At 38.7% G+C, this 13,939-nt stretch carries 23 protein-coding genes; all 23 read left to right on the top strand.

The genetic code is table 11. The annotated features are described in order from the left end of the window. The first annotated feature begins 29 nt into the window (after positions 1–29). The 23 genes from ACQRBH_RS05940 to ACQRBH_RS05830 all read left to right on the top strand — a co-directional run bounded on the left by ACQRBH_RS05940 (position 30) and on the right by ACQRBH_RS05830 (position 13,933). On the top strand, positions 30–254 hold the full coding sequence (locus ACQRBH_RS05940; protein ID WP_427761182.1) for a hypothetical protein: 225 nt from the start codon (positions 30–32) through the stop codon (positions 252–254). Next, complete coding sequence (locus tag ACQRBH_RS05935) at positions 247–2,031, top strand: DNA-directed RNA polymerase subunit alpha C-terminal domain-containing protein (RefSeq protein WP_427761181.1); 1,785 nt, start codon at positions 247–249, stop codon at positions 2,029–2,031. Before ACQRBH_RS05940 ends, ACQRBH_RS05935 begins: the two co-directional genes overlap by 8 nt. A gap of 31 nt (positions 2,032–2,062) precedes the next feature. After that, positions 2,063–2,464, top strand: coding sequence for a hypothetical protein (locus tag ACQRBH_RS05930; RefSeq protein ID WP_427761180.1), 402 nt, complete (start codon positions 2,063–2,065; stop codon positions 2,462–2,464). 25 nt (positions 2,465–2,489) lie between these two features. Then, entirely contained in the window at positions 2,490–3,182 is a 693-nt protein-coding gene (locus ACQRBH_RS05925; RefSeq protein WP_427761179.1) for a hypothetical protein, read from the top strand. 28 nt (positions 3,183–3,210) lie between these two features. Continuing rightward, positions 3,211–3,378 (top strand): hypothetical protein, encoded by a 168-nt coding sequence (locus ACQRBH_RS05920; RefSeq protein WP_427761178.1) that lies wholly within the window; start codon positions 3,211–3,213, stop codon positions 3,376–3,378. 24 nt (positions 3,379–3,402) lie between these two features. Next, positions 3,403–3,552 carry a hypothetical protein gene (locus ACQRBH_RS05915; RefSeq protein WP_427761177.1) on the top strand — a complete coding sequence of 50 codons (150 nt, stop codon included), beginning with the start codon at positions 3,403–3,405 and terminating at the stop codon, positions 3,550–3,552. A 29-nt stretch (positions 3,553–3,581) separates the two neighbouring features. After that, complete coding sequence (locus ACQRBH_RS05910) at positions 3,582–3,815, top strand: hypothetical protein (protein ID WP_427761176.1); 234 nt, start codon at positions 3,582–3,584, stop codon at positions 3,813–3,815. 5 nt (positions 3,816–3,820) lie between these two features. Continuing rightward, complete coding sequence (locus ACQRBH_RS05905; RefSeq protein ID WP_427761175.1) at positions 3,821–4,048, top strand: hypothetical protein; 228 nt, start codon at positions 3,821–3,823, stop codon at positions 4,046–4,048. A gap of 168 nt (positions 4,049–4,216) precedes the next feature. Next, a complete protein-coding gene (locus ACQRBH_RS05900) occupies positions 4,217–4,726 on the top strand; it encodes a DUF551 domain-containing protein (protein ID WP_427761174.1) in 510 nt (169 codons plus the stop codon). Beyond that, positions 4,716–5,117: a YopX family protein gene (locus ACQRBH_RS05895; protein WP_427761173.1), complete on the top strand. Its 402-nt coding sequence runs from the start codon at positions 4,716–4,718 to the stop codon at positions 5,115–5,117. Before ACQRBH_RS05900 ends, ACQRBH_RS05895 begins: the two co-directional genes overlap by 11 nt. A gap of 2 nt (positions 5,118–5,119) precedes the next feature. Then, positions 5,120–5,317 (top strand): Lar family restriction alleviation protein, encoded by a 198-nt coding sequence (locus ACQRBH_RS05890; protein WP_427761172.1) that lies wholly within the window; start codon positions 5,120–5,122, stop codon positions 5,315–5,317. Continuing rightward, a complete protein-coding gene (locus tag ACQRBH_RS05885) occupies positions 5,310–5,615 on the top strand; it encodes a hypothetical protein (protein ID WP_427761171.1) in 306 nt (101 codons plus the stop codon). The genes ACQRBH_RS05890 and ACQRBH_RS05885 overlap by 8 nt, the downstream gene beginning before the upstream one ends. Beyond that, positions 5,596–5,799 (top strand): hypothetical protein, encoded by a 204-nt coding sequence (locus tag ACQRBH_RS05880; RefSeq protein WP_427761170.1) that lies wholly within the window; start codon positions 5,596–5,598, stop codon positions 5,797–5,799. The genes ACQRBH_RS05885 and ACQRBH_RS05880 overlap by 20 nt, the downstream gene beginning before the upstream one ends. Further along, on the top strand, positions 5,777–6,193 hold the full coding sequence (locus ACQRBH_RS05875; protein WP_427761169.1) for an RNA polymerase subunit sigma-70: 417 nt from the start codon (positions 5,777–5,779) through the stop codon (positions 6,191–6,193). Before ACQRBH_RS05880 ends, ACQRBH_RS05875 begins: the two co-directional genes overlap by 23 nt. 242 nt (positions 6,194–6,435) lie before the next feature. After that, the gene (locus ACQRBH_RS05870; protein WP_427761168.1) at positions 6,436–7,638 is read left to right on the top strand and encodes a hypothetical protein; all 1,203 of its coding nucleotides are present in this window, start codon (positions 6,436–6,438) and stop codon (positions 7,636–7,638) included. Next, positions 7,610–8,401, top strand: coding sequence for a hypothetical protein (locus tag ACQRBH_RS05865; protein ID WP_427761167.1), 792 nt, complete (start codon positions 7,610–7,612; stop codon positions 8,399–8,401). Before ACQRBH_RS05870 ends, ACQRBH_RS05865 begins: the two co-directional genes overlap by 29 nt. 67 nt (positions 8,402–8,468) lie before the next feature. Next, complete coding sequence (locus tag ACQRBH_RS05860) at positions 8,469–8,996, top strand: terminase small subunit (protein WP_427761166.1); 528 nt, start codon at positions 8,469–8,471, stop codon at positions 8,994–8,996. Then, on the top strand, positions 8,953–10,224 hold the full coding sequence (locus ACQRBH_RS05855) for a terminase large subunit domain-containing protein (RefSeq protein ID WP_427761165.1): 1,272 nt from the start codon (positions 8,953–8,955) through the stop codon (positions 10,222–10,224). Before ACQRBH_RS05860 ends, ACQRBH_RS05855 begins: the two co-directional genes overlap by 44 nt. A 1-nt stretch (position 10,225) precedes the next feature. Further along, positions 10,226–11,551, top strand: a complete 1,326-nt coding sequence (locus tag ACQRBH_RS05850) for a phage portal protein (protein ID WP_427761164.1) — start codon at positions 10,226–10,228, stop codon at positions 11,549–11,551. Beyond that, on the top strand, positions 11,535–13,052 hold the full coding sequence (locus tag ACQRBH_RS05845; RefSeq protein ID WP_427761163.1) for a minor capsid protein: 1,518 nt from the start codon (positions 11,535–11,537) through the stop codon (positions 13,050–13,052). The genes ACQRBH_RS05850 and ACQRBH_RS05845 overlap by 17 nt, the downstream gene beginning before the upstream one ends. A gap of 1 nt (position 13,053) precedes the next feature. Continuing rightward, a complete protein-coding gene (locus ACQRBH_RS05840) occupies positions 13,054–13,209 on the top strand; it encodes a hypothetical protein (RefSeq protein ID WP_427743366.1) in 156 nt (51 codons plus the stop codon). Positions 13,210–13,269: 60 nt separating this feature from the next. Continuing rightward, positions 13,270–13,617, top strand: coding sequence for a hypothetical protein (locus ACQRBH_RS05835; protein WP_427761162.1), 348 nt, complete (start codon positions 13,270–13,272; stop codon positions 13,615–13,617). Between the two features lie 28 nt (positions 13,618–13,645). Further along, the gene (locus tag ACQRBH_RS05830) at positions 13,646–13,933 is read left to right on the top strand and encodes a ribosomal-processing cysteine protease Prp (protein WP_427761161.1); all 288 of its coding nucleotides are present in this window, start codon (positions 13,646–13,648) and stop codon (positions 13,931–13,933) included. Positions 13,934–13,939 lie beyond the last annotated feature (6 nt).

The following is a 13,939-nucleotide window of genomic DNA, read 5'->3' as shown; positions in this document are numbered from 1 at the left end:
CTGGTTACATATGGTTACGGAGGAGCGATATGGACGAAAAAATAAAAAGAATCAAAAGCATGTATAACGATTGTGCAAAGAGCTTCGGTATTTACGAAAAAGATCATAAGCTGGATGCATTCAGCAGGCGATCAGAGCAGATTGTAAGAAAGTATGGCTGTCTGCCAGATATCATTGATTTGATGTTTTGGTGGTATCAGATGGCGCAGTCGGTGCATGATTTGTACGAGAAGGAGGTTCGAGACAATGGATGAACCAAGAGTACAGGATAAATGGTATTTGACGTTAAATTACTCAGAGACAAAAGATATCATCCGAGAAAAGCTTCAGAACATGTCCAGAGATTTTGTGGCTGTTGGATATTACCTGAAATGGATCCGGGACAAAGAATTATATAAACAGGATGGCTATTCCAGCATCTGGGAATTTGCGGAAGACAACTACGGAATTAAGCGAACAACTGCATCCAGATGGATAGCCATGAACGATAAATTCTCAGAGGGCGGTAATACCCCGATCCTGGCAAAGGAATTCCGGATGTTCGGGAAGAGCCAGCTGCAGGAAATGCTATATCTGGATGATAAACAGATGGAAGCAGTAAGTCCGGATATGACAGTACAGGAAATCCGGGAAGTACGGAAGCCGGAATCAGAGCCGGAGGAAGAGCCGGTATCAATCTTGGGATATCCGATTAGGGTATATCCAGAAGATAGCTTAATTAAAACACCAGGATGCGGAAAACAGGATTGTTTCAGCTGTCATCGTGATGGATGCGAACTCAGACAGGAATATTGCTATTGCGTGGAAGCTCCGATGGGAAATCCATTTCCATGTACGACTTTGAATGTCGTAGAGAATCTGAGGCATGAAGTTGGAAGCAAGTGCCAGTTTGTGAATGAAGATCTTGCATTTCATCGGGCAGGAGATGGACAGCCAGTACCGTGTTGCAAAAAATGTAATCACCCTTGTGAGTATGAGTGTATTAGATCTGTCAGAGCAAGGCACGAGGTAGCAAAGAAAAATATGTGCGACGTCGCACAGGATGAAGCAATCGAAGAAAAACATGGTACGGCAATTGATGAGCTCAACTTTAGTGTTAGAACCTATAATGTTTTGAAAAGAGCTGGAGTGGATACGATCGAAGAGATTCAGAGCATGTCAGACGTTGAATTAGCAATGATCAGAAATTTCTCAAAGAGATGCATGGATGAAGTACATAGTAAACTTGAAGAATATGAGAGAAACAACTCTGAAAGGCATTTGTGCGACGTCGCACAAGACGAAAGTTATTGTATCAACAATGATGAAGTCAGTGTTGTGATCGAACATCACGAAAATGTGATCAATCCACCAGAATCTGTGACCAATGATGAAGAAAATGTGATCGACGCAGAGTATACGGAAGTCGCTGTCGAAAATACGGAAACTGAAGAAAAACGCTGCCAGGAAGCAGCGGATCTGGACGAGCTTACTTTCTCAGAAATAGCAATCCGGGATTATCTCGAGGAAGAAGAAAGAACCCTTGCAGAGTATGAAAAAGTAAATTCCGAAGATGGTGGGCTTCCACACAATCTGATGATGAGACAGAGGATGCTTGTTAAGGCGTTGAGACTTTTGATGGAAAATGAAGCTGATCAGGAAGAGCAGGAGGATGATGAACCGGAAGAGCAGGAAGAACTTGAACCAGTACAGCCAGAGCTTCCGGCAATGAAAAATAACGACCAGAGAAAAGAATGGCTGAAGAATTACAAGGAATGGGGACTTTGGTACCGGGATGATCGCATTGATGTGAATTATTACAAATATGAATTCTCTGATGGTAGCCGGCTGGTAGTAGCAGAATATCCAAAGAGAAGAATGTACTGGAGACCTAATGAGTTTGCTGATGAGCATTACTATCATCTGCTTGATAAGAACAGAAAGTATTACGGTAGCGACAAAACCTTTGAACAGCAGTATGTACATAGCACAGACAGTGAGACAAGCTTAGTAGAATTTTTGAAGAACCTTCAGAAGGGAGAGAAGAAGTAATGTTTACTGTAATAATGGAGATGATGAGTAAATGAGCAGAGCAGAACTAAGGCGCGAGAAGCGCGAGAACGAAAAGAAAGCCAGGACCTTCGTCATGACGGCGGAGGAACTGGATAAGGTAAGGCATCAGGAATTTGCTAGGGCGAAGAAGATCCTGATGGACAAGAATGATGAACTGGCAGAAGAAATCCTTCATATGATGCTGGTGATTCCGACAAATATCTTGATTTCAGACTATTGGCAGAAGACAGCAAAGAAAAGAATTCCCGAATTTGTGGAGCAGTGTATAAGCCTATATAAAGCCTGGGAACAGGGAGTTGTTGATATGACTGAAATGCAGAAACTGACGGAAGAATATGCCGGAATTAAACTGGTCAAGGATGGAACGCCAACGGCAAAAGCAATTGGTGAAAGAAAAAGTAAATGTAACTAAATTAGGCTTTAGTGGAGGTGTGAACATGAGAAATAAAACAATCATGATAAGTGAAAGACAATTAATGTTTGTGGTTGCTGGACAATTATTCGATCAAGCACCGAACAGACAACCAAGGAAAGCTGAAACCATTATGCAGAAGTTGAGAGATGCTTTCAGATCAGAATCGTATAATGATAATGAGTTTTATACGGTTCATGTTGAACAAGAAGATTTGTATGAATGGATAAAAGATAAATTGTTTTCGATTCAAGAATTTCAGGAATTAAATCTAACACAGGAAGAGTACGATAAAGGAATATCTGTTGATGATGAATCGAGACCGAAATACTGTTTCACAACAAGATACGATGTATATGATTCAGAATCATGGAAAAGGGATTTTATTGATTTAGATGCATTCGTGCAAAATGTACATAGAATGCTTTTGAATATCATTGATATAGAGGAAGATTGCTTCTGCTGTATACATCAAGACAAAACCGTGGAACCTACGCTGGATTGCGGAAAGTCAGATCTTTGCAAAGAATGTTCAGTGAATCCGAATTTGAAAAACCATTACGAGGGATGCAGGCAACCAAGAGGTAAATACACATTTGCATGTAAATATAACTGTTTTAAAAATCGGTATATATGTTGCGAAGAATGTGACGAGAAAGATAATTGTATTCATAGATGCGATGCAGAATCTAAAAGTTGCGGAAATGCAATGAATTAAACTGAAACATTAGGATTTAGGAGATCATATGAGGAAATCAACAAAGAAGAATAAAATCAATAAGATGAGAAATGAAAACGAAGAATATCAAAAAGAAATTAATGACTTATGTCTCAAAGTTCGAAATTTGAGATATTTAATTTCTGAAAACAACAGAAAGATTGAACAGTATGAAAACGAAATTCTGTTTGATTAAACTGAAATTTAGGAGGATAACGAAATGTATGGTTTTATTAGCGGTATGACAGACAATGATGAAATATCATTCTGTCCTAAATGTGGAGCAGAAATTAAAGAATTCTATGGTGATGGAACGGCAAAATGTGAAGAGTGTGGTTATCATTTTGGTGTTGTGGAATGCGAGGAATAGGATTCTGAAATTTAGGAGGGTAACGAAATATGAAAAATTTTGGATTTATAAGTAAAAAGAAAGTGGCAAGAGAAATTGCAAAAATATATAACGATCATGAGAACACACCGTGTTCAAAGGAACAGTTTATCAGAGATTGTGAAGTACAGAGCGCTTTGAACTTGCTTTGTGAAAATCTTGGTATTAAGCCAATGCATCTTAGTAATCTGGGCGGAGGAACAGGTGAAATGCTTCACGGATCGCACAAGCAGGTGGAGGAGTAGAAGATATGAGTATACAAGGATTGAAGTTCTGCCCTGATCTTACGCAAGTAGTATGGGAAAAAGCAATGATGGTAGGTCATGGAGACTATCAGAGAATACAATTGAATGAATGCATCAAAGAACGGTGCGTTGCTTACTGCAAGGAAGATGGGAAATGTCATAAGTATATGAATGATGTGAACTGGATTAAATCGGCGAAGGTAGAAGATGAAGAAAATATTAGAAGTAATTAAACAAATTTAGGAGGGTAACTGGGCGAGTAATAATGAGGGCGTCCAGCAGAGCATCTGAAGTGAGCAAAAGGGATTAGGATGTTACAAGAATTTGCGGCATCGGCGAAAGCGGCAGCAACATAAGCTGTGACTGCAAGTAGCCGAGTAAGACCGGGAAGGAGAAAACAGATGATTGATGAGAAGAAGCTGATTGAAGAAATAGAAAAAATATTTGAAACAGACGAGCAGAATATAGATTGTACGCTATCTGACTTCGCATATCATGTATTTGATTGCATAAAAGCACAGCCGAAAGTCGGTGAGTGGATTCCATGCAGTGAGCGGTTGCCGGAAAAAACAGGATATTACCTTGTACAATTATCAAGAAAACTACCAAACGAAGATTATGCAGATAGAGTAGTTGTGCTATACAACGGAGAAGATAAAGAGTTTATGGCTTATGAAAGACTTATTATTGCATGGCAACCACTTCCAGAACCGTATAAGCCGGGGAAGGAAAAGAGGCATACAAACGCAGACAGAATCCGGGCTATGAGTGATGAGGATCTGGTAGAGTTCATGTATAGCAGTGATATACCGTGGTGTGACGATAAAATATGTCGGGAAGGTGACAACAGGTGTAGAGAATGCTTTAAAAAGTGGCTACAGTCAGAAGTGGAGGAATCAGATGAACGATAGATATTTATACCGGGCAAAGCATGTACATGCGTTTGACGCAAATAAAAAACATGATGGATGGGTTTATGGATACCTTTCTTGTGAGAATTATATATATTCACCAGAATTGGAAGAAGAAAAACTAATTGATCCAAATACCATCTGCCAGTGTACAGGACTTAAGGACAAGAACGGAAAGCTGATCTGGGAGAATGATATTGTAAGATACACAGATGGAATCACTGGAAAACAAAAGACGGATCGCATTATATGGAATCAACATTATGCCGGATTTGCAAGAATGCATAAAAGTAAAATGGGGTTGCAGTATCTTTATATTAACGGAAGCATGGCTATTGATTTCGAGGTGATTGGTAACGCAATCGACAATCCAAAACTGTTGGAGGTGTAAGAATGAGTAAAATCATAGTAAAACCATGTCCGTTTTGTGGTGGAAAAGCAGATTTGTGTTCTTTTGCTTTTCTTCATGTAGAAGCTTTTATAAAATGTAAAAAATGCGGATGTAGAACACTCACGTATAAGGGACAAGATTATGAGGATGTAAAATATTTAGCCGTAACGGCGTGGAACAGGAGGGAGGCCGATGAGTAAAGCAGTATTAGTAATGGATATGCCGAAGAATGGATGTATGGACTGTAATGTTTGCAGAAGTACATTATTCAAAACAATATGCGGAATAACTGGAAATGGCGTATCTGGAAATTATGAGAGGGGAGGATTTCCAAATGATTGTCCGCTGAAGCCGATGCCGGAGAAGGGGAAAGTATTACCAACAAGTCGATATGAATTTGGGGCATTAGGAAGAGGTTTTACGGAAGGCTGGAATGACTGTATAAATGAAATATGCGGAGAGGGGAAGGTGATAGAGATTGAGAAAGCAGAGACGTGATCGGAAGCAGCAGCATCTGGACAGCAAGAGCCATTACGAGATGATGGCAGAGAAAGAGACGGATGATAAAGCAAAGCAGGAATTCAGGCGGAAGCCGTACCAGTGCTGCAATGTGACGGAGTATCTGGCGAGAAAGCATGACGTTAAAGGAGAGATGCAGGTTGGACAAGAAAATATTAAGTGACTACATAGATGCATGTGAGATTATAAAGGAGACCGAGAATGAAATTAAAAAGTTGGAGAAAAAGCGGAAGATTGTACAGGACAAGGTTAAAGGCAGCAATCCTGACTGGCCGTATGAAGCAAGATCATTCAACCTTGGTGGCACGATAGAGACAGTTGAGGATGCAGGGCTTATTCAGCGAGAGAAGAATCTTCTTGAGATTCAGAAAAAGACAGCAGAAGAACTGAAGCTACAGGTGGAAGAATGGATGCAGGAAATCCCTTTCAGGATGCGGCGGATCATTAAGTACAAGTTCTTCAACCGGCTGTCCTGGGAGGAAGTTGCAACGTTGATGGGACAGAAGTGTACGAAGGATAGCGTTCGAAAAGAACTTGAGAATTTTATGAAAAAATAAATATGTTTTTCCGCTTTTTCCGCACTTTCCGCTTTTAAAATGTTATAGTGTAACATGAAAGAAGTGGATGAGGATACTTCTTTCTGGTGATACGCTTGACGTATGAACCTCCTACAACTGGAAAACTAAAAAACCTAGAGAAGACGCTTTGCTTGGCAGGGCGTCTTTTGCTGTTGAAAATTGTCAAAATATGGAATATTATGGAAGTAGGTTTTTTAGTGTGGGTTGTGCGGAGGAGAAGTATGTTTGTATTACCAGATACTTTCAAGGAAAGTAATGAAGATTATATTGTGGTCAACGCAATGAAAAGGTTCATAAAATGTAGGCCTGACATAAAATGTAAATTAGGTGATTCTAGGCAAGTGCTTCTTAATGCTATTGTAAAATATGCCAATAGTACAAAAAATGCAGAGGAAGATACTTTGCAGTGGGTTGATTCTGTTGTAAAAGAAGGAATTAAAGATTTATACATTAGGGAGCTATCAGATGAAAGTATTGATTATGTACAAAATGTTGACGATATATATCAAAAGTTGGAGCCGATATTAAGAAAAAATAAAGTTAACCATTTATGTAATAATGCATATACAAATTCGATGCAATTAGTAAGATTCCAAATAGACGAAAGTGATTTTTTGATTTATACATTTTATCTTTGTCAATGTGTTTTTGTTTATGATGGAAAAAGCGATGCTAAAGTAAGATGGTACCCTATAACCGTAGACATATACCCAGAGTCAGGATTAATTGTTGGAAGAGGAAAACCAAAGCAAAACATGTTTGAGTACAACAGGGAAGGCATTGACTTGAAAAATCTTATAAAAGTGACTCCAGAATATAGAATTCAACAAGGAATGCAGTATGTTTTAGATTTGCTTAATATTAATTGCAAGAGCTCCGCAGAAGTGAACTGGAAATTTAAAAATTGTTTATATAAGTTATTAGATACATATACAGATACACCAGTAGAAATCACTGAACTGATAGAAAACAATAAGGACAAGATAGCTAACGTAATAAATATAATATGTGATGAAATTTGTGTTGGAAGTAATAAAAGTGACATACAATCGGATATTTTTAATTTGGTAGAAAAATACTTTTCCATCAATTATGAAGATAAGACTATTTTTACGAGAGGACGAGAAGCGTATCCGTTGAGAATTTCAGCTACAGATGAAGAGGAATCAAAAGTGGATCAAAAATCTGCTCAAGAACATCCGCTACAATCAAAGGCAATATTTTTTGATAATAAAAAAATGATGCAAAAAAGTCAAATATGTGATGGTATTGTGTTCAAATTTAAACGTAGAAATAAAACGTATTTTGATGAAGAATTCAAAGTAAAAATAGGAATCAAAAATAATCATTGTCATATTAAGTTTTTTGAATATACCGAGGAGGTGGATATTCAAAATGTATTACAGTTGTTTATCAATTCTTGATGAAATCATAGATAATAATACAATTAGAAAATTAACAGAATATTTTATTAGTCTAACACCAAACAGTAGAGACTTAATAACAGTTTCTAAAATTGCTAATGCATTAAAAATAAACGATGAAGTAGCGGTACAAATAATTTTAAAGTGTGAAGAAGAAGGTATATTGCAAAGACATTTTGGAATAAGATGTCCTAACTGTGGCATGCTTATAAAAGAAATGCCGACGCCAGATTTGGACAGAATCAGTATTAGTGAGTGTTATTGTTGTGATCAAGAGATAAGTATAAGCGAGAATGACATTGTAATCTTGTTTAAATTGATAAAAATAGAAGTCCCTTTTGATTTAGGGCAACAAAACGGGCAAAGTGTTAGAGACCAAGCTTCTATTGTTGCCCGAGAAGATACGTTTAAGGCTTTCCAGATTATGTGTGAGACTATTACGAAAAGCTCACAGGAAAAACGACTAGAAGAATATAAAAATAAAATAGATAAAGAGAGAAAAGAAAAAATACATGGCAAAGCAATTAAAAAGGCAGATAGAAATAGAGTAATTAATATTCTGGTTAATATCATAAGTATAGTCATTGCTTTAATAGTTATATATTCTGTTTACAAAAGGTTTGGCTTTGAAAAACTTTCTTTGTTTGTAAGTTTTGCAGCATTTATTATTCCTTTTGGGTGTAATTTCATAGTTAAGGAACTATTCTTGACTGATGTTGTAAGAATTGAAGAAAGGTTATCGATAAAATATAATGAAAGATAGAGTAGGCACCCTCCGGGGTGCTTTTCTAATGCAATAAAACACAGGAACTGAGAGGTGGTGAGTCTGAATGACTGAAAAACAGAAAATATTTGCAGATGAATATTTGATAGATCTGAATGCCACTCGGGCTTACCGGGTTGCATATCCCAGTGTAAAAAGGGATGAAACAGCTAAGTCTGCAGGAAGCAGAATGTTGACAAATGTTAACGTTGCGAAGTATATTAAGGAACGCATGGAAGAGCGCCAGAAACGCACAGAAGTGACACAGGACATGGTTGTGCAGGAGTTGGCATACAGTGCGTTTGCAAGGGCAACAGACTATGTTGAGATTGTAAATGGTGCCGTGAGGATAAAGAATACATCGGATATGTCAGAAGATCAAGTTCGGGCGATTGCTGGAATTAAAGAAGGGGCAAACGGTATTGAGATAAAGCTGAACGATAAGGAGAAAGCTCTGGAGCTTCTTGGTCGCCACCTTGGTATGTGGAATGATAAGCTAGATATCAAGACACCGGCAATAGATGAATCCATTAAGGAAATGGAGGAATACTTTGAACAGCAGAAAGCAAGCGGTTCTGGACCTCCTGTGGAATGAGCCGTATAAAATTGGACACTGGGTAGGATTTAAAGACCTGACTACTCTACACAATGAGTGGTTGCGGTCTTTTTTGTATGCCGAAGATGATCAGACATTGCTTGCTCATCGTGGATCATATAAGACAACAGATCTGTCGTTGTTCCTTGCAATCCATGCTGTCATTAAGCCGAATGAGAATGTAATGTTCTTCCGTAAGACGGATGATGATGTGACTGAAGTTTTGACGCAGTCTCAGAAAATATTGAAATCTGGAGCGTTCCAGAAGATAGTATTTGACCTGTATGATACAGATCTTCAGCTGCTGAAAGAGAATAATTCAGAGATTCACACCAACTTATGTACGTCCACAAAAGGTATTAGTCAGGTCGTTGGACTTGGTATCGGAACTAGCATTACTGGTAAGCATGCAGATATTGTTATAACTGATGATATTGTCAATTTGAAAGACCGTATCAGCAAGGCAGAACGAGAGCGGACGAAGATTCAATACATGGAATTACAGAACATTCGTAACCGTGGTGGACGGTTCATTAACACCGGTACGCCGTGGCATAAGGAAGATGCAATATCTATTATGCCAAATGTCCGGCGGTATGATTGCTATTCAACTGGATTGATTACCAGGGATAAGCTGGAAGAGTTGCGACAGAGTATGAGCGATAGCCTGTTTGCTGCCAACTATGAATTAAAGCATATTGCAGATAAGGATGCAATGTTCAAAGAGCCGAAGTTCACGAAAGATAATGAGCTAATCTATGGTGGTATGGCTCATATAGACGCTGCTTATGATGGTGAAGACGGAACAGCTTATACAATATTTCATAAACTTTCGGATGGACGTATTATCGGATTTGGGAAGCGTTGGGACAAGCATGTGGATGATTGCCTGGGAGAGATTGGAGTATATCACAAGATGCTTCGAGCCGGTTCTATATCATGTGAAACGAATGCTGATAAGGGATATCTAGCAAAAGAGCTCCGGGGGCTTAAGTATTCCGTAAACACTTACGATGAATCGATGAATAAGTTCGTGAAGATATCTACCTATCTTCGAAGCAATTGGAAAAATATTATCTGGCTGGAAGACACGGATCCAGAATACATCAATGAGATTTTGGATTATTCGGAGAATGCAGAGCATGATGATTCTCCAGACAGTGCAGCAAGCCTATTAAGAAAAATGGAAAATAGAGCAAGTTACAATCCTGTGAAAGGAGGAATATAAGGTGTATAGATTACCTGCAGAAGAAGAGCTTACAGATGAGAAGTTAGGGAAGTTCATACAACAGCATGCAGCTGAGAGTACATTTCGGTATAAGCGCTTGATGGATGCATATAAAACGGATTATCAAATCTTCTATGATCCAAAGAAACCAGAATGGAAACCGGACAACCGTATTGCCGTGAATTTTGCAAAGTATATTGTTGATACTATGAATGGTTTTTTCATAGGCCATCCGATTAAAATAATGGTGGATGAAGGAAATGATGAGATTGGAAAATATGTAGAATTTCTGGATCAGTACAATGACCAGGACGATAACAATGCAGAGTTGTCCAAGATATGCAGCATATTTGGGAAAGGATATGAGATGTATTATGTGGACGAACTTGGCAATATTGGTATTACATATTTAACCCCAATGGATGCCTTTATGATCTACGATGATTCGGTATTATGCCGAGAACGGTATTTTGTCCGCCTGTATATTGATTCAGATAATGTTCTGCATGGGAGCGTGTCTGATGATACAAAGGTGCGGTGGTTCACACAGCAAGGAAGGATGGTATGGGATGAAAAAGATAAGGCGCATGGATTCGATGGCGTTCCAGCATCTGTGTATGTGGAGAACGAAGAGGAGATTGGAATCTTCGAACCAGTTCTTACGATGATTGATGCCTACAACAAAGCTATTTCAGAAAAGGCAAACGATGTAGATTATTTTGCGGATGCTTATCTGAAGATACTGGGGCCGAGGCTGGGAGAAGATGATACAAAAAATATCCGGTCAAACAGGATAATTAATTTCGAAGGAGAAGCCGAAAAGCTGATTGTTGATTTTCTTCAGAAGCCAGATGGAGATAATACCCAGGAACACTTGATTGACAGGTTAGAGAAGTTAATCTTCCAGATCAGCATGGTTGCGAATATCTCAGATGAGAACTTCGGTACTTCTTCTGGCATTGCATTGAAATATAAGCTGCAGGCAATGAGCAACCTTGAAAAGACCAAGGAACGTAAATTCACTTCCGGCATGAACCGCAGATATAAGTTAATATTCAGCAATCCTGTGTCTGGTATGAAGAAAGATGACTGGGTGAAACTGCATTACAAATTCACACCGAACTTCCCGGCAAATATACTGGAAGAGTCACAGATAGCAGGAACCTTGGAAGGAATTGTATCCAAGGAAACGCAGCTTGGTGTTTTAAGTATCGTGGATAATGCCAAGGGTGAAATTGAAAAGATGGATAGTGAGCAGAACAAGACAGATGATGATGCTGTGATGAAGAGAATGTTTGGAGCTGGTGTAAATGGCGGTAAACAGTAAAGAATACTGGCATAAGCGCGAAGAAGAGAATCTGAAAAAGAATCTGAAGACTGAGGAAGAGTACATAAAGACCATTAATGGATATTACGATTACATGATGGATCAGATTCAAAAGGAAATTAATGGATTCTATGCGAAGTACGCCAAGAAAGAGGGAATTACTCTTGCGGAAGCAAAGAAGCGTGTCTCTGAACTGGATATTAAAGCATATGAGCGTAAAGCTGCCAAGTACGTGAAAGAGAAAAATTTCTCAGAGGAAGCTAATGATGAGATGCGTCTCTATAATGCAACCATGAAGATTAACCGGTTGGAGATGCTGAAAGCAAATATCGGTCTAGAGCTTGTTGATGGATTCAATGATCTGCAGAAGTATTACGAACAGGTGCTGACTGATCGGACGCTTAGTGAGTTTGAGCGTCAGGCAGGTATTCTCGGAAAGACCATCAATAATAATGCCCAGGCAGCCAATGCAATTGTAAATGCTTCGTTTGCCAATGCAAAGTTTTCAGACCGTATCTGGATGTACCAGGACATGATGAAAGCAGAATTGTCAAAGCTCCTGCAGGAAGGATTGATACAGGGCAGAAATCCGAGACAACTTGCAAGGCATCTGGAGAAGCTGTTTGGTGTATCAAAGGAAAATGCAGAGCGTCTGATGCGGACAGAACTTGCAAGGGTGCAAATAGAAGCGCAGAAGCAGTCGTTTGAGCGGAATGGATTTGAGCAATACGAGTTCATTGCTCTTGGAAGTGCTTGTGAGATCTGTAAAGAGTTAGATGGTAAACACTTTGAAGTAAAGAAGATGATGCCGGGAGAAAATGCTCCTCCAATGCATCCGAACTGCAGATGCACTGTAGCAGCATGGATGGACGATAAAGAGTATGATGAGTGGTTGGATTATCTGGACAAAGGTGGAACTACCGAAGAGTGGAATAACATTAACCGATTTCGGAAAAATGCTATGAAAATTTCGATGCCAGATGAGGTTTATAAGAAGTGTGGTATGACGGAAAACACGAAAAATAAGATTAACACCGCTATAAAAAAGTTGGAAAGTGATTATATCATTTATATTGATAAACTTGAAGGAGCGCATGTTGGTAATAAAAAAGACATATTTCTTACTGGAGGATTCTTTGAGGATGGTATTTTAAAACATTCCATAGTTTTTAATTATGATATTAATTACGAAAAAATTGAAAAGAGGATGAATAAGGTGTATACTTCTAGATGGGTAGCCGGTAAAAATTTTGAAGATTATCTGGCTCATGAAGTCGCACATATTATACCGTTTCAGAATTGTGTTACAGAAGCAGATTATAAAGAACTGAACAGAGTGTTGAAGAATAGTTTTATTTCCGGGGTTTCTGGTTATGCTGATAGTACAAAAGACGGAAGAGAGTCGTTGGCAGAAGCTTTTGTGAGATATAGGAACGGGGAAAAGGTCCCAAATGAATCAGAGAAACTTATAAGAAAATACATAGAGCCGTGGAGGAGATAACATGAGATTGCCGAAATGTATGGTATGTAAGCATTTTATCGATGATGACAACGAACTTCCAACATGCATTGCTTTTCCGGAAGGAATACCAAAAGAGATAATGGCGGAAGACGATGAGAAAGAGTGTAATAATGGAATAAAATTTGAAGAGGAATAGATACCACCAGTTAGTAGTAACGGCTGGTGGTTTTCTTATGCTCATTTTTAAGGAGAAATTATGAAGGTCAATATACTTGGAACAAATTATAAGATTCATTTTGTAGATGAATTTCCGAATTATTTAGAAGAAGTCGGAGAAGGAGCTGGGGGTCTTTGTAATAGGCATGACAGGGATATATTTATCAAGAAATGCAAGGATAAGGATATGACAGCAATGGGCAGAGAGAGGTGCGATAAGGATGTGCTCCGGCATGAGATAATCCATGCTTACCTGAGCGAAAGTGGATTGTCCGCCAATGCATCACACTGTTACGGTTCATGGGCAGAAAATGAAGAAATGGTTGATTGGTTTTCAATTCAATCACCAAAGATTTATAAGACGTTCATAGAAGTTGGCTGTCTATAAAATAGAACAAGAAAAGGAGTGGTGCCAATTGATTGCAGTAAGTGTCCGAATGGATGGAATCCAAATATCTGGCCATGCGAATTATTCGTATGATGGATATGATATTGTATGTGCAGGAGTAACAGCACTTACACAAACTCTAATCAAGTCCATAGAAGATTTGGCGGAGGATGAAATAGAATATGAAATATCACCGGGTGAGGTTGATATACATTATGGGAATCTATCAGAGAAAGCAAAAACTTTGGTTGATTCCTTCTTCATTGGCATATGCGTGATTGCTGGTGAGTTTCCCGACAATGTTCGGATCGCATAACATGAT

Origin of the sequence: Bariatricus sp. SGI.161 (assembly GCF_050313695.1) — a bacterium.
GTDB lineage: Bacteria > Bacillota > Clostridia > Lachnospirales > Lachnospiraceae > JAFBIX01.
Note: the sequence above shows the minus strand (reverse complement) of the source record. Positions and strands in the feature narration are given on the sequence as shown.